Source organism: Veillonella parvula, assembly GCF_032577575.1.
GTDB lineage: Bacteria > Bacillota > Negativicutes > Veillonellales > Veillonellaceae > Veillonella.
The window spans coordinates 222,597-236,706 of the sequence record NZ_JAWFVO010000003.1; the positions used below are offsets into that span (position 1 = coordinate 222,597).

15 protein-coding genes are annotated in these 14,110 nt (G+C 38.8%); 14 read left to right on the top strand and 1 reads right to left on the bottom strand.

Going from position 1 to position 14,110, the window contains the following annotated elements:
- The first annotated feature begins 144 nt into the window (after positions 1-144).
- The 4 genes from E7K77_RS06805 to E7K77_RS06820 all read left to right on the top strand — a co-directional run bounded on the left by E7K77_RS06805 (position 145) and on the right by E7K77_RS06820 (position 2,545).
- The gene (locus tag E7K77_RS06805; protein ID WP_004698152.1) at positions 145-402 is read left to right on the top strand and encodes a hypothetical protein; all 258 of its coding nucleotides are present in this window, start codon (positions 145-147) and stop codon (positions 400-402) included.
- 301 nt (positions 403-703) lie between these two features.
- Positions 704-1,309, top strand: a complete 606-nt coding sequence (locus E7K77_RS06810; RefSeq protein WP_038125655.1) for a MotA/TolQ/ExbB proton channel family protein — start codon at positions 704-706, stop codon at positions 1,307-1,309.
- Positions 1,306-1,710 (top strand): ExbD/TolR family protein, encoded by a 405-nt coding sequence (locus tag E7K77_RS06815; RefSeq protein ID WP_004694558.1) that lies wholly within the window; start codon positions 1,306-1,308, stop codon positions 1,708-1,710. Before E7K77_RS06810 ends, E7K77_RS06815 begins: the two co-directional genes overlap by 4 nt.
- A 4-nt stretch (positions 1,711-1,714) precedes the next feature.
- On the top strand, positions 1,715-2,545 hold the full coding sequence (locus tag E7K77_RS06820; RefSeq protein ID WP_058948289.1) for a hypothetical protein: 831 nt from the start codon (positions 1,715-1,717) through the stop codon (positions 2,543-2,545).
- A gap of 154 nt (positions 2,546-2,699) precedes the next feature.
- Here the strand turns inward: E7K77_RS06820 and E7K77_RS06825 are convergent, their stop codons facing one another.
- On the bottom strand, positions 2,700-3,110 hold the full coding sequence (locus E7K77_RS06825) for a hypothetical protein (RefSeq protein WP_004698294.1): 411 nt from the start codon (positions 3,108-3,110) through the stop codon (positions 2,700-2,702).
- A 180-nt stretch (positions 3,111-3,290) separates the two neighbouring features.
- Here E7K77_RS06825 and E7K77_RS06830 point away from each other — a divergent pair, with 180 nt between their 5' ends.
- From E7K77_RS06830 to E7K77_RS06875, 10 genes are all read left to right on the top strand, one after another.
- Entirely contained in the window at positions 3,291-4,238 is a 948-nt protein-coding gene (locus E7K77_RS06830; protein WP_004698199.1) for a zinc metalloprotease HtpX, read from the top strand.
- A 146-nt stretch (positions 4,239-4,384) separates the two neighbouring features.
- Positions 4,385-5,680: an adenylosuccinate lyase gene (gene purB / locus E7K77_RS06835; RefSeq protein ID WP_325306192.1), complete on the top strand. Its 1,296-nt coding sequence runs from the start codon at positions 4,385-4,387 to the stop codon at positions 5,678-5,680.
- Positions 5,681-5,909: 229 nt separating this feature from the next.
- The gene (locus tag E7K77_RS06840) at positions 5,910-7,058 is read left to right on the top strand and encodes an MFS transporter (protein WP_155085799.1); all 1,149 of its coding nucleotides are present in this window, start codon (positions 5,910-5,912) and stop codon (positions 7,056-7,058) included.
- Positions 7,059-7,324: 266 nt separating this feature from the next.
- Positions 7,325-7,675, top strand: coding sequence for a type II toxin-antitoxin system RelE/ParE family toxin (locus E7K77_RS06845; RefSeq protein ID WP_155085800.1), 351 nt, complete (start codon positions 7,325-7,327; stop codon positions 7,673-7,675).
- 1 nt (position 7,676) lies between these two features.
- On the top strand, positions 7,677-7,949 hold the full coding sequence (locus E7K77_RS06850) for a helix-turn-helix domain-containing protein (RefSeq protein ID WP_325306191.1): 273 nt from the start codon (positions 7,677-7,679) through the stop codon (positions 7,947-7,949).
- Positions 7,950-8,023: 74 nt separating this feature from the next.
- On the top strand, positions 8,024-9,307 hold the full coding sequence (locus E7K77_RS06855) for an adenylosuccinate synthase (RefSeq protein ID WP_004694568.1): 1,284 nt from the start codon (positions 8,024-8,026) through the stop codon (positions 9,305-9,307).
- 538 nt (positions 9,308-9,845) lie between these two features.
- On the top strand, positions 9,846-10,190 hold the full coding sequence (locus E7K77_RS06860) for an ArsR/SmtB family transcription factor (RefSeq protein WP_004694570.1): 345 nt from the start codon (positions 9,846-9,848) through the stop codon (positions 10,188-10,190).
- A gap of 2 nt (positions 10,191-10,192) precedes the next feature.
- Positions 10,193-11,665 (top strand): DNA polymerase IV, encoded by a 1,473-nt coding sequence (gene dinB, locus E7K77_RS06865; RefSeq protein ID WP_287551412.1) that lies wholly within the window; start codon positions 10,193-10,195, stop codon positions 11,663-11,665.
- An 88-nt stretch (positions 11,666-11,753) separates the two neighbouring features.
- Positions 11,754-12,038 carry a hypothetical protein gene (locus tag E7K77_RS06870; protein WP_004694573.1) on the top strand — a complete coding sequence of 95 codons (285 nt, stop codon included), beginning with the start codon at positions 11,754-11,756 and terminating at the stop codon, positions 12,036-12,038.
- 315 nt (positions 12,039-12,353) lie between these two features.
- Positions 12,354-13,817, top strand: a complete 1,464-nt coding sequence (locus E7K77_RS06875) for a catalase (protein ID WP_316597990.1) — start codon at positions 12,354-12,356, stop codon at positions 13,815-13,817.
- The last annotated feature ends 293 nt before the right edge of the window (positions 13,818-14,110 follow it).

Genomic DNA, 14,110 nt, shown 5'->3' on the forward strand with positions numbered 1-14,110 from the left:
AACTAATTGCGACTAATTATTTGCTATTAATTGTCTAATAAAAGATGATTAATATATAAGTTCATCTTTTTAAAATGCAAAAATCAGTGTATAATTAAGTTATATTATTTATTAATCGTTTAATGTTACGAGAGGGGCATTCAAATGAACAAAAAATTATTATTACCTGTAGGTGTAGTCGTTCTAATTATTGGTATTGCGATTCTATTATTAAATCCAGATCCAGGGGCGGCTAATTTGGAAATTGCGAGAAATGCTACAAATGCTCAAGCGGCAGCAAAGGCGATTTCTGAGAATAACCAATCTTACACATTGTGGTATTCTATTGGTATGTTCTGTAGCGGTTTAGGCATTGCACTGTCAGTAGGTGGCTTCATTGTAGGCTTTATTAAAAAAGACTAATCTATTTAGGAACGTATCAAAGGCTGTACTAGAATGTATATCATTTCTAGTGCAGCCTTTTTGTATTTTAATTTTAGGGTTATAGGACAAAACGTGTTGGTTTTGCCCTATAACCCTAATTTTATCCTGTGGACTTTAGCTAGCTTATGTCTATCTAGCGAATTAGTCTATATTTATCTTGCAAGTCATCCTATATCTATTTATGTTGTGGTTTTACGCTCTATATCTGTTTTCGGTGGGATAAAACGTGGTATAATTAACCCGGATAGAGCCTAAAAGTATGTGGCTTTTGGAGGTTAGTATGAGTAGTATAGCGCATTTATTTGTAGCTGGTGGATTTGTTATGTATCCGCTGGTGATTTTTTTACTGTTTACCTTGATGATTGGCATTGAACGTATCTTTCTATATCGCAAGTTTACAAAGGATTTGCGCCGTTTTAATAAGGTCTTAGAGAAGAATCAATCTTGGATTATGTTACCAAGTGTTTTGGAACGGGATACAGAGGAACTTGGTTCTTTATTTGCCCGTGCTATCCGCAATGCAAAGAATTATAATGGCTTGGAAAACCGCCTTCAAGATGTAGTGTCGTACGCTGATGAACGTTTAAAACGCGGCCTTAGTTGGCTCAGCATGATTGTAACAATGGCTCCGTTATTGGGGTTGCTAGGGACGGTCCTCGGTATGATTCGTGCGTTTGCTGTGGTAGGTGGCGACATTGGGGCTCCGACCATTATTACAGGTGGTGTTTCTGAAGCCTTAGTGGCAACGGCTACAGGTTTGACCGTGGCCATTATTGCCCTTGGCTTTCACAGTTACTGTGCGGCAAAGGTCAATGATTCTGTGGCGACATTAGAACATGAGTGCGGCAACATTCTTGATGCGTACAACGAGGAACATGATATATGAGACGACGCACGTTAGGGGTTAAAAAAGAGCCTACCATCATGATTATTCCCATGATTGATATCGTATTCTTTTTATTAGTATTTTTCATGGTAGGCACGCTGTACATGAATACAGAGCAACAAATTCCGCTTAATTTACCATCTGCATCGACGTCTACAGCGAAATCTATCGAACCTATCACCATTACCTTGACCACAACGCACACGCTGTATATCGATAATCAGGAAATCTCTTCGGATCGCTTGGCGCAAGAGGTCAAATCTATCGTTACACAAGCACCTCAACAAGCCTTTGTGATTCGTGCTTCAAAAGATGTATATTATAACGATGTTATCGAGCTTTTGGACATGCTCAAGGTGAACGGTGCTAAATATATTAGCGTCGCTACGGAACGGAAGTGATTCCATGTTTGAATCACATTATCTGAAACCTTTTATTATATCTTTAGGCATTACCATCATGCTTATCTCTGGCATGGGGCTTTCCTTGCGTGGTATCGTTGGAACCGGTGTGGCTTATGATGCCGCAGAGGTTAGCTTTCATCTGCCTGAGGATAGTGAAAGTGATGCGAAAACTACCGCTATTGAGCCTATACCTAAGGATAAGCCACCGGTTGAACCTCCGACTCCAGAAGGGCCTGCGCCTAAGGCAGATCCTCTTGTAACGGAAAATACAGGTGATGAAAGTGCTCACAATTTAAATGCCAATAAGACTACATCTAATGCTCGTCGTGAATGGGCCGTTCCCAAGGCCATAGAATCGGAAACGACTAATAATGAACAAGCTGTAGTTACGGGTGGAAATGATTCCAAAGACGGGAAATCCTCTAAGCCTGACAATGCTCCTATAGGTAAGGATATAACATCTGATCCGAATGCGAATGGAAACGGCTTTGCCGAAGCTAGTGATTTATCCTTCCTATCTGATCTTGCGTGGGGGCTCCTAACACCAGGGCAACAAGCGCTTTTACAAAAGTCGGATATCAACCCCCAAGAATATTTACGAACTGTACAAGAACAGGGGAAGGGGTCAATTGTAACAGGTAAGGTTGTAGTGCGCGTTAACTTTGACGTTAATGGACATGTCATCGTAGGAGAACATACACCGCTCATCGCAGAGGATGTACCGCAACCAGTCAAAGAGGAAGCAATGCGCATCGTTAAAAGCAGTGGTTCTATTATCAATCGAAGAGGGGAACCTGTATATCTAGCAGTTCCTGTTGTATTAGGACAATAAAGAGGCATATCTTACATACATTAGTATGGGATATGCCTCTTTGTTATGGTTGTAAAAAATGATTGTATTGATTGATACTATGTATTACTATGAAATACTTGTTCTATCTGAGTCATGTTGAGTTATATTTCAAGGATTAATTATATGTATTGTATTAATTTTGATTGGTAAGTATTGTTTTCGTGGAGTTGAAGACGGCTAGATATACGATGGCGCCGCCGATGAATAATGTGACTTGCATAGGAGTGCTGAATTGATCAGCTCGCCACAATGCAAAAGCATAGAAGAACATGGTAATCAACATGATGAGAAATGCGATGATAACGCGTACATTTGTGTTTACTGCTAAGGATGTAGTAATACGCGATTTATTCGTCATTACGTAAATTAAAGATACTACGATGTCTGCCGTAAAGATGGAGAAGATAAAGTTATAATCAAACTCGCCAAAAAGGACTACCGCCAAGCCGATAAAGCTGAGCCCAAAGAATAGACGTAATAGAATACCTATAGTATTAGATTCGTTGCGCTGTGCGCGGCGTTCCTTACGATTTAAAGTTGCCATGAAAGCCTCCCCCATAGTAGAAATGTTTGTTACTATTAGTATAAAGCTCGTGTATAGATTGAGCAATTATTCGCAGTACATTTAGTCTGTATGTTTATTATATATCACAATGTATAGCTATGATATATTATAAATTAATTTATTACTATATAACTATATGAGAAATCAAAGTGAGAGATTATGATTCAAGTTATTCTTACCTATATTGTTAATGTTATTATTGTATTTGTATTTTTTCCTATTTTAGAATCTGTAGTTCAATATGTGTATCCGTTTTCATGGGACTGGCTTATAAAACCGCTACATTTAGTGGATAAGCTCGATGTATATATTATTATATCCTTTGCGTTGCCTATTATTGTGGCCATCGGATTATTTTTGCCACCTTTTAGTTGGATTGTCCATGTATTGCAAGGTGAAAGAAAACCAAATGCAGAAGAATCTGAATATATTGAACCGCTGTTTGAGGAATTATGTGCATTTAGCGGTGTAGCACGTAACTCACTGATATTGCGCATGCGTACAGATGAGGAAATTAATGCCTTTGCATCTGGATTAAATCACATTACGATTTATACAGGAGCCTTGTATTCGTTAGATAAACGGCATTTATTAGGTGTTCTTGCCCATGAATTAGGCCATTTACGACATCGTGATACTATCTATTTAACCATTACCTATGCTATGGATCGACTAGGGCAATTAATTTTAAATCTTGTAATATATCTAAATTTTGCTTTAAATATACTGGCTATTATACCAATTGTTAATATCGTAGTACGTATTATTCAATTAATTCTTATCGTTATGATTGCAATCGTGAAATATGTACTTCTATTACCGAAGTGGATTACCTATTATTTTGATAGCCGTCGTCGAGAGTATGCTGCTGATGCCTATGCCGTTTCGATTGGTTTGGGGCGGGAGCTGCGTGATGGTCTAGTTTCATTAGGACTTGCTACTGAACAAATTGGTATTCTAGAGAATGGTGAATTATATGATTGTGAAAGTACAGGATTTTTCAGTCGCTTGTTTATTACTCATCCAAAAATGATTAAGCGAATACAACGTATCAATGAAGGGATAGAGGTATATAATCTCAAGCAAAGTCTTAAAGAAAATCGTTAAAGTGATAATTAATTTAATAAATACGAACAATAAGTAAAATTAATATAATTATCATTCGGAAAATTTAGTTCCGTTCGTTGAATGGAGCTTTCACATATGGTACAATAATCCTATAAATCTAGCTTTTATCATGCAAAGGAGATATCATGATACCACGTTATACACGAGAAGAAATGGGCCATATTTGGAGCGAACGCAACGAATTCGACACAATGTTATTGGTGGAGACCCTCGCATCTGAGGCACAAGCTGAGTTGGGCGTTATTCCTAAAGAAGCGGCGAAAACAATTCGGGAAAAGGGCAATTTCGACGTTGAGCGCATTCATGAGATCGAAAAGGAAACGAATCATGATATCATTTCCTTCGTAACAGCAGTGGGCGAATACGTAGGTCCTGAAGCGGCTAAATACATCCATCTTGGTCTTACCTCTACAGATGTGAAAGATACGGCGTTTGGGTATATGATGAAACAAGCCTGTGATATCTTAATTGATGATTTAAAGCGTTTGCACGAAGTATTGCGTCGTCGTGCAGCTGAGTTCAAATACACACCTATGATTGGCCGTACCCACGGTATCCACGGCGAACCAACTACATTCGGCTTGAAATTGGCGTTGTGGATGGCAGAGGTAGAACGTGATATTGAACGCATGGAACATGCGCGTAAAAGCGTTGCCGTTGGTAAATTGTCTGGCGCTGTTGGTACATACTCCAATATCGATCCATTCGTAGAACAATATGTGTGTGAAAAATTAGGTCTTGAACCTGTTAAAATTGCTACACAAGTGGTGCAACGTGACCGTCACGCTGAATTGTTGTCCACTATTGCTGTTGTAGGCGGCACATTGGATAAAATCGCTTTAGAAATCCGTCACTTACAACGTACAGAGGTGCGCGAAGCAGAAGAATATTTTAGCCCTAAACAAAAGGGTTCCTCTGCGATGCCTCATAAACGCAACCCTATCACATGTGAAAGAATTTGCGGTATGGCTCGCTTACTTCGTGGCTATGCACAATCTGCTTACGAAGATCAAGCATTGTGGCATGAACGCGATATTTCTCATAGCTCTGTAGAACGAGTTATCTTGCCGGATGCGACAATCTCGTTAAATTATATGTTGCACCTAACAATCCGAACCATTGATAAATTGTTGGTATACCCTGAAACTATGCTTAAAAATCTTAACCTTACAGGGGGCCTCGTATTTAGCCAAACAATTTTGACACACCTTGTAGACAAAGGTGCGGTACGTGACGAAGCATATCGTTGGGTTCAAAAACATGCTATGGAACGCTGGCTTGAAGGCAAAGATTTCGCAACAGGTTTAAAAGCTGATGAAAACATTAAGAAGTACATGACTGATGAGGAAATCGATGCATGCTTTGATCCGTATAAATTGCTAAGACATGTAGATACAATCATGGCTCGCTTTGGCCTATAATTGTAGGGTACTTCCCACATAACATATGAAAGACTAGGGTAGGTATAGACCAACAAGCCTATGGTACATGCAGTAGGTGTTGGCTATATCTACCTTTTTTGTTTTGAAAGCAATATGCCATTTTAGATAGAAGTATATTATTTTAACAGATAATTATAAATTAGCTTCCTAGCAGGCTTTAATATACTCGTCTTACATTAGAAATTATCTATTTGTTTTAGGAGGTTATATGAAACGTATGATACGAAAGTACGGACCGCCTATTTTTCATTGCATCAATGATTTTGGCCAAGGTTCCTTAGCGGCGCTCATTCCGTTTTTTATCGCTAACTTTGGCCTTAATTACTATCAATCGGCGACCATTATCTTCTGTAACACCGTGGTGGCCTCCATCGCACAGCCCATATTGGGTTATGTGGCGGATCGGTGGCGCGTGCCCTGGTTTATTCCCGTTGGCTTTACGGTGACTCTCGTGTCCATTAGCGCCATGGCAATGGCTACGAGTTATGAAATGATTCTTGCTCTGTCGCTTTTGGCGGGGGTAGGGGCAGCATTATTCCATCCTGAGGCGGCTCTTCTTGTGAATCGCACGCAATCCCATGAAATCGGGAATGCTATGGGGCGTTTCGCAGTCGGCGGCAGTGCGGGCTTTGCTTTGGGTCCTCTCATCGCTGGTGGTGTTTACGTTTACGGCGGGCAATTTTTATGGGTTTTTACGGCTATAGCCTTGCTGGGAGTGTTGCTATATTGGTATGCCTTTGCGGGTCAAACTGATACGAGTAATGCTGGTGAAAGTAAACGCTCTGTTAAATCGAGTGCCACTGGAATGAATGATTGGGTGAGTTTCGGTAAACTTTTCTTTGTCATCGCTTCTCGATCGATTCTATTTTCCGTCTTGTCAATCTTTATTCCAATCTTGTATATTACCGTTATTAACGGCGAAGCCAGTACATCGAGCTTAGCGCTTACGCTGTATTTTGCTATGGGCGCCGTCCTTACCTATATGGGCGGAGCTCTATCGGACAAGCTCGGCTTCCTTAAAACAGTGCGATTAGGGAATCTTATCTTTTTGCCATCTGTTTTAGTATTTATCTTTGTACCAAATATATGGGGCTTCTTCGGTGCCATGATACCGATGGCCTTTGGCGTATTCTCACAATACGGTCCCATTACCGTTTTAGGGCAAAAATACTTGGCTAAAAACGCAGGCTTTGCGTCGGGTGTTACTTTGGGATTAGGGATAACTCTTGGTGGCCTTGTGGCACCTTATATTGGGCACTTAGCAGATATTTACGATGTACAAACAGCATTGATGACCCTGGTGCCTGTAGGATTGATGGGGCTACTGATGAGCTTTTGGCTAAAAGAACCAAAATAATATCGCTGCAATAAATCATATTAAAGATGTAATGGTAGGTAAGTAGCTAAATTGTATGAAAGAACTAAAATAGAATATTTTGACTCGTTAAAATGTCAATACATGGGAGGTGACCAATGGTCACCTCCCATGTGTTTACTTTAATAAACCGGTTATTTATATTGATTATAGTAAGATTTTGACTTTCTATATCTCAATATCTTTACTTGATATATGTTTTAACATATAATTAAGTAAAGATTTCTTCTAGCAGTAGGAGGAATAACATGGGTACGTTTTCTATTGTTTTTTATGAAACTCTAAGTGGAGATAAACCAGCAAAAGTATTCTTAAATGAACTTTCAGATAAGCAGCGAGCTAAAACAATACGAGATCTAAAGATACTTGAATTATATGGCAATCGTTTGAGGGAACCTCAGTCTAAATATTTAGAAGATGGTGTTTATGAGTTACGAACAAAGCAAGGATCGAATATTTCTCGGATATTATATTTCTTTTTTGTAGGTAGACGAATTGTATTAACTAATGGTTTTGTAAAGAAGTCTATGAAAACGCCTAAAAGTGCAATTGAATTAGCTGTTAAATATAAAAATGACTATATTGAGAGGTATACATAATATGGAAACGTTAAATCAATATTTAGAGAAACAATTAAAAAATCCGAAGTTTAAAAAAGAGTGGGATGCGTTAGATGATGAGTATCAAATTATTCAGAATATAGTTGAGGCGCGATTAGTAGCACATATGACGCAAATGCAATTATCTGAATTAACCGGTATTACACAATCCGATATTAGCAAGATTGAAAATGGAAATGGAAATCCATCTTTGAAAACATTGCAGAAAATAGCCCGTGCTTTTGGGAAGAAACTAAAGATTGAATTTGTATAAATACTTTCACAGAGTCCGAACATTGTTGTATAATAAAAATGAATTGTTTCGACTGTTACATGGAGGATATAGATATGGCAACAAGTATGGTTATCGGCACTCAATGGGGTGACGAGGGGAAAGGTAAAATTGTTGACTGGATTGCAGAACGTGCGGATGTTGTAGTGCGCAGTCAAGGTGGTAATAATGCAGGTCATACTGTTGTAGTAGATGACAAAGCGTTTGCACTTCGCCTGTTACCAAGTGGTATCTTATACGATAACAAGCAAAATATCGTGGGTACTGGTGTTGTTATCGACCCTAAAGTTCTGCTACAAGAGATTGAAGGTCTTGAAAAGCAAGGCAGATCTGCTAAATCCCTTCAAGTATCCGACCGTGCACATGTAATCATGCCATACCATATCGCTCTAGATACTGCGGAAGAAGCATCTAAAGGGGATGCTAAAATCGGTACTACTAAAAATGGTATTGGTCCTTGCTACGCTGATAAAATCAATCGTATTGGTATCCGTATCTGCGATTTGTATGATATGGAAACATTTAAACAAAAATTAGCGTACAATGTAGAGTTCAAAAATAAAATGCTTACTAAGGTATACGATGCTGAACCTGTTAGCTACGATGAAATCTTAGCGGATTACATCAAATACGCTGAAGCCTTGAAACCTTATGTAACAGATACTAATGCGGCTGTTCTTAAAGCTGTAAAAGAGGATAAAAAGGTATTGTTCGAAGGTGCTCAAGCTACTATGCTCGACCTTGATCATGGTACTTATCCATTTGTAACATCCTCTCATCCAATCGCAGGTGGCGCTTCCACAGGCGCTGGTGTGGGGCCTAACTACTTGAAAAACATCTTTGGCGTTGTAAAAGCGTATGCAACACGTGTTGGTGCAGGTCCATTCCCTACAGAGCTTCTTAACGAAACTGGGGATAATCTCCGTGAACTTGGTCATGAGTTCGGTACTGTAACGGGTCGTCCTCGTCGTTGTGGTTGGTTAGACCTCATGGTTGTAAAATACGCAGCAGGTCTTAATAGCCTTGATTACTTAGCTATTACACGGTTGGATATTCTTGATACCTTTAAAGAATTGAAGATCTGCGTAGGTTACAAATTGAATGGTAAAGACGTAGAAGGGTTTCCAGCTAACTTAAAAGATCTTGAAGCCTGCGAAGCAGTTTACGAAACATTGCCAGGTTGGGAAACAGATATTTCTGGTATCCGTGAATATGATAAATTGCCTGAAAATGCTCGTAAATATGTAGAACGTATTGCAGAAGTAACAGGCGTGCCTTTAGGCATTGTATCTGTTGGTCCTAACCGCAGCCAAACTATCGATCTAGTAAATGTATTCTAAGCTATACTAATTTGATATAATAGAAAATTTGCATTTGGTAGCATTGATAGAGTGTTATATATTTTAACATTTTTTGCTATGCAATCGATTTATAGAATTATACAGATTAGACCCCTCACAGAGGGGTCTTTTGTATTGAATGGATGCAGAATACAAACGTGGATCCTTATATCTAATCCTTTAGGTTGCTACAGTAGTGCGGTATATCGAAGTATGCTATATAGTTATTAAAGTGTGAGCATATCGAGAAATATATAACAAATAATAGAGTGTAATTGTTATATATACAGGGAAATGTATATCCAAATAAATCTATCAAATAAAAATTTGTTTAAAATATTCATTTTATACAAATAGCTACGTGCTTAAATTAGTTTATAATGAGGCGAAATTTACTTATTTATAATTTTTTTGTATTCATAATAAATTATTAAGATACAAATATAAAGAAAAAAATAGATTTACATTAAGAAATAGTATATAATAGTACCAAGAAGTAGATTGATATTTTTTGATAAGGATCTGAGGAGTTAAAGATATGGTTGAAGTTTCTTACGAACGTTTAGCGACGATTTTTAAGGCATTAAGCGATGAAACAAGATTACACATCATCGATATGTTGTCTTGCAATGAATTATGTGCAGCCGATATTTTAGCGAGCTTCAATTTGTCTCAATCTACGTTGAGTTACCACATGAAAATCTTAATTGATGCAGGTGTAGTTAACTCTCAACGTAATGGTTTATGGACGCGTTACTCCATTAATGAAGCTACATTTGCGGATATTTTAGATATTCTCCCTCAATTATACAAAACTAAAGATGAGTGCATTTGCGCGCAAATTAAATACTGCCGCATTTCTGAGCACGAAAAAGAAGCGTAACAATGAGACGTTGGATTATGCATGTTGATATGGATGCATTCTTCGCGTCCATAGAACAACTGGATCATCCAGAGTATAAAGGCCACCCCGTAATCGTGGGTGGTCTTTCTTCACGTGGTGTTGTAGCTACCTGTTCCTATGAGGCTCGAAAATTTGGTGTTCACTCTGCGATGCCAATCTCGAGGGCTAAGAAACTCTGTCCTGATGGCATCTATGTATATCCTCGGATGGATCGATATAAAGAAGTGTCGAACCAAATTTTTTCCATCATGAAAGAATTCACCCCTTATATTGAGCCTTTATCTATTGATGAAGCCTTTCTTGAAGTGAGCGGCATGTCTACCATGTATAGTGGTCCTAAAGCACTAGGACAAGCCATTAAAGATCGTGTATTCGAGAAAACAGGACTTATTATCTCTGCAGGCTTAGCACCCAATAAATTTCTTGCTAAATTAGCCTCTGATTTAGATAAGCCAGATGGTCTTGTGGTCATCCCATACGGTCGTGAAAAAGAGGTGCTAGCTCCTTTGCCTATTAAACGTATTTGGGGTGTTGGCCCTCGGACAGAGAAAATTTTGAAAGCTGGTGGCTTTCATCTGATACGTCATATTCAGTCTTTGCCTGATGAAAGTACTTTAATTCCTCTTGTGGGAAATCAGGCAAAGCGCATATGGGAACTGGCGAATGGTATCGACGATAGACCTGTTGAAACAGATCGCAAGATACAATCAATTGGAGCTGAGGAAACTTACGAAGAAGACCTCACCGATGGCCGTGCTATTGAATTAGAATTTAGGTACTTTGCAAACCGTCTATCGAAACGGCTTCGGAGGCGTAACCTTCATGGACATACTGTATCTATTAAGGTTCGGTATGATGATTTTACCACCGTATCACGGCAGAAGCGGCTAGATACACCATCAGACCAGGAACATGTATTTTTCGAAACAGCATTGATCTTGTGGAATAAATTGATGCAGGATAAGACGAGTAAGCGGCCTAAAGAGTCTAAGAAAGATACGGAACCGTTAGGGGCCACTACAAAGGTAAAGTCTACGAATTTTAAATGTAGTAGTTCTAAAGGGATTACCTGTATGGATCCGCCTGGCCCTATACGACTATTAGGTCTTACTGTGAGTGGCCTCGATGAGGAGGTTCCTATGCAGGATAGTCTCTTTGATTCCCCACAGGATGAAACAGAGGACAAGCTTGCTAGTGTGTTAGATTCGTTAGAGTCTAAATTTGGTGAGACTGCTGTTATGAGTGGCGCATTATGGCAGCGCTTTCACGGAGACAATGGAATACGCAGAAAACGGTCAGAGTTGAAAGCGGCCGTAGATGCACAGCTTGGTCAAGAGGATGGGGTATCTACTAAAGTTGATGCAGGCTCGACTAAAGCGGCTAATCGGTCTATAATTGCAGATACACACGCATCTATTGAAGGACCTAAAAAGACCATCAAAAAGGACTTATAAAGATTATATTGAATACTTTCGCTAATATAATTGTTCGTGTTACAATATGGGTGTAGTGTTAATAAATTACCGCAAGAGAGGTATAGATATGAGTTTATTTCGTGTGGCCATTCATTATGGCGTAAACAGCAATGGTTTCTTGTCCTATGATACAGAAACAAAAACAGTGTCCGTAGATTTACCTGAACAAGAGTGGGTTGATAAGGTAATCGCTTACTTGAATAATGAACATGCTATTGAGCATGCTACAGGTCTTGATACGTATGAACGATTGACCGTAAAACCATTAGAATCTTTGGATAATCTTAAGTTAGCTTTAACACGTATGTGGGAAGCGATCGACGTACAAGTTGATTGGAGTCGTCCGGCATAAATTGAATGAAAACACCTTGTGATCTACAAGTTAGTAGAAACAAGGTGTTTTTTGTTTTGCGTATTTTTGTAGGTATATCTTAACAGAATTTAAATATATAACATTGAAATTCTCATTTTAAAATTATAAATGATATCGTGTATACAAAATTTATAAAGGTTTAGGGTTGTTATGTTAAAAAATTTGTGCTATTCTAATTACATATTAATGGATAATAATTATCCATTAATAATTTTATCGTAATTGAGATATATGATTTAAAAATTATGTAAAGTAAATTACTTTAATTTTGATCTCTAAGTAGGAGTTTGTAACATGAATAATGAAAAGAAACTAACAACCGCCTTTGGCGCTCCCGTACCAGATAATCGCAACTCTGCTACAGCAGGTAAACGTGGTCCTGTATTGATGCAAGATGTTTGGCTCATGGAGAAATTAGCGCATTTTGAGCGCGAAGTGATTCCTGAACGCCGCATGCATGCTAAAGGATCCGGTGCATTTGGTACTTTCACAGTCACTAACGATATTACAAAATATACGAAAGCAAAAATTTTCTCTGAAGTAGGCAAGCAAACGCCGTTATTCGTACGTTTCTCCACCGTTGCCGGTGAGCGTGGTGCGGCCGATGCAGAACGCGACATTCGTGGCTTTGCCGTAAAATTTTATACGGAAGAAGGAAACTGGGACCTCGTAGGTAACAATACACCTGTATTCTTTATCCGCGATCCATTGCAATTCCCTGATTTGAACCGCGCTGTAAAACGGAATCCGAAAACAAATCTTCGCGATGCGACAGCAAACTGGGATTTCTGGACTAGCTTGCCAGAGGCGATCCACCAAGTAACAATCGTCATGAGTGACCGTGGTATTCCTAAATCCTACCGCACAATGCATGGTTTTGGCAGTCATACATACAGTCTTATTAACGAAAACGATGAGCGCGTATGGGTTAAATTCCATTGGGTTTGCCAACAACCGATTGAAAATCTTTCTGACGCTGAGGCGGCTAATGTGGTAGCTAGTGACCGTGAAAGTCATCAACGTGACCTCTTTGAGGCTATTGAAAGAGGCGATTTCCCTAAATGGAAATTATGCATCCAAGTGATGACCGAAGAACAAGCTAACAATATGCCATACAATCCATTCGATTTAACAAAAGTATGGTATCATGACGAATTCCCATTAATCGAAGTTGGTGTGATGGAACTTAACCGCAACCCAGAAAATTATTTCCAAGATGTAGAACAAGCTGCATTTGCACCAACAACTATCGTTCCTGGTATCTCTTTCTCTCCTGACAGAATGCTACAAGGTCGTTTGTTCTCCTATGCGGATGCGCAACGCTATCGTCTAGGGGCAAATTATTATCAAATCCCTGTTAATGCCGCTAAATGTCCTGTAAATATCTATCATCGCGATGGTCAAGGACGTATAGATGGAAACCATGGGTCTACAATTGGCTACGCACCAAATAGCTTTGGTGAATGGGCTGAACAACCGGAATTCAAAAATCCTCCTCTCGACGTATCTGGTGCAGCCTACCAATATGACTTCTATGAAGACGACTCTGACTTCTTTACACAACCAGGTAAATTGTTCCGCCTCATGAGCCCTGAACAACAACAAGCCTTGTTTGACAATACGGCAGCGGCTATGAATGGTGTACCTGATTTCATCAAAGAACGTCATGCAAAACATTGCTACCAATGTGATCCAGCTTATGGTGAAGGCGTTGCCAAAGCATTGGGCATGGACATTGATTTTAGTGATGTGAAATAAGACTAAAGATATTATTTAAGCAACATTAAAATAGTTTATCTAAATAATACTAACGATTGAAAAGAACTTTCTTAACTAATAACTCTCTTACACTTATATAAAAACAAATCTATAAAAAATCTAAATTCACACAAAATTTTTATACACTGACACCAATTATCTTATAAACAAAAACAAATAAAATCCTTTAAAGGGCCTTTGCTAAGCACATCTAAATTAAGAGTCATCAATGATGTGTAGCAAGGGCTCTTTTGCTGTGTTAAAAATATACAAATTTTAAAAGGATTTTAGTA

Excerpts from the sequence above, each read along its gene's own strand:
- E7K77_RS06805 (WP_004698152.1), top strand. The coding sequence starts at position 145 with ATGAACAAAAAATTATTATTACCTGTAGGTGTAGTCGTTCTAATTATT.
- E7K77_RS06810 (WP_038125655.1), top strand. The coding sequence starts at position 704 with ATGAGTAGTATAGCGCATTTATTTGTAGCTGGTGGATTTGTTATGTAT.
- E7K77_RS06815 (WP_004694558.1), top strand. The coding sequence starts at position 1,306 with ATGAGACGACGCACGTTAGGGGTTAAAAAAGAGCCTACCATCATGATT.
- E7K77_RS06820 (WP_058948289.1), top strand. The coding sequence starts at position 1,715 with ATGTTTGAATCACATTATCTGAAACCTTTTATTATATCTTTAGGCATT.
- E7K77_RS06825 (WP_004698294.1), bottom strand. The coding sequence starts at position 3,110 with ATGGCAACTTTAAATCGTAAGGAACGCCGCGCACAGCGCAACGAATCT.
- E7K77_RS06830 (WP_004698199.1), top strand. The coding sequence starts at position 3,291 with ATGATTCAAGTTATTCTTACCTATATTGTTAATGTTATTATTGTATTT.
- purB (WP_325306192.1), top strand. The coding sequence starts at position 4,385 with ATGATACCACGTTATACACGAGAAGAAATGGGCCATATTTGGAGCGAA.
- E7K77_RS06840 (WP_155085799.1), top strand. The coding sequence starts at position 5,910 with ATGAAACGTATGATACGAAAGTACGGACCGCCTATTTTTCATTGCATC.
- E7K77_RS06845 (WP_155085800.1), top strand. The coding sequence starts at position 7,325 with ATGGGTACGTTTTCTATTGTTTTTTATGAAACTCTAAGTGGAGATAAA.
- E7K77_RS06850 (WP_325306191.1), top strand. The coding sequence starts at position 7,677 with ATGGAAACGTTAAATCAATATTTAGAGAAACAATTAAAAAATCCGAAG.
- E7K77_RS06855 (WP_004694568.1), top strand. The coding sequence starts at position 8,024 with ATGGCAACAAGTATGGTTATCGGCACTCAATGGGGTGACGAGGGGAAA.
- E7K77_RS06860 (WP_004694570.1), top strand. The coding sequence starts at position 9,846 with ATGGTTGAAGTTTCTTACGAACGTTTAGCGACGATTTTTAAGGCATTA.
- dinB (WP_287551412.1), top strand. The coding sequence starts at position 10,193 with ATGAGACGTTGGATTATGCATGTTGATATGGATGCATTCTTCGCGTCC.
- E7K77_RS06870 (WP_004694573.1), top strand. The coding sequence starts at position 11,754 with ATGAGTTTATTTCGTGTGGCCATTCATTATGGCGTAAACAGCAATGGT.
- E7K77_RS06875 (WP_316597990.1), top strand. The coding sequence starts at position 12,354 with ATGAATAATGAAAAGAAACTAACAACCGCCTTTGGCGCTCCCGTACCA.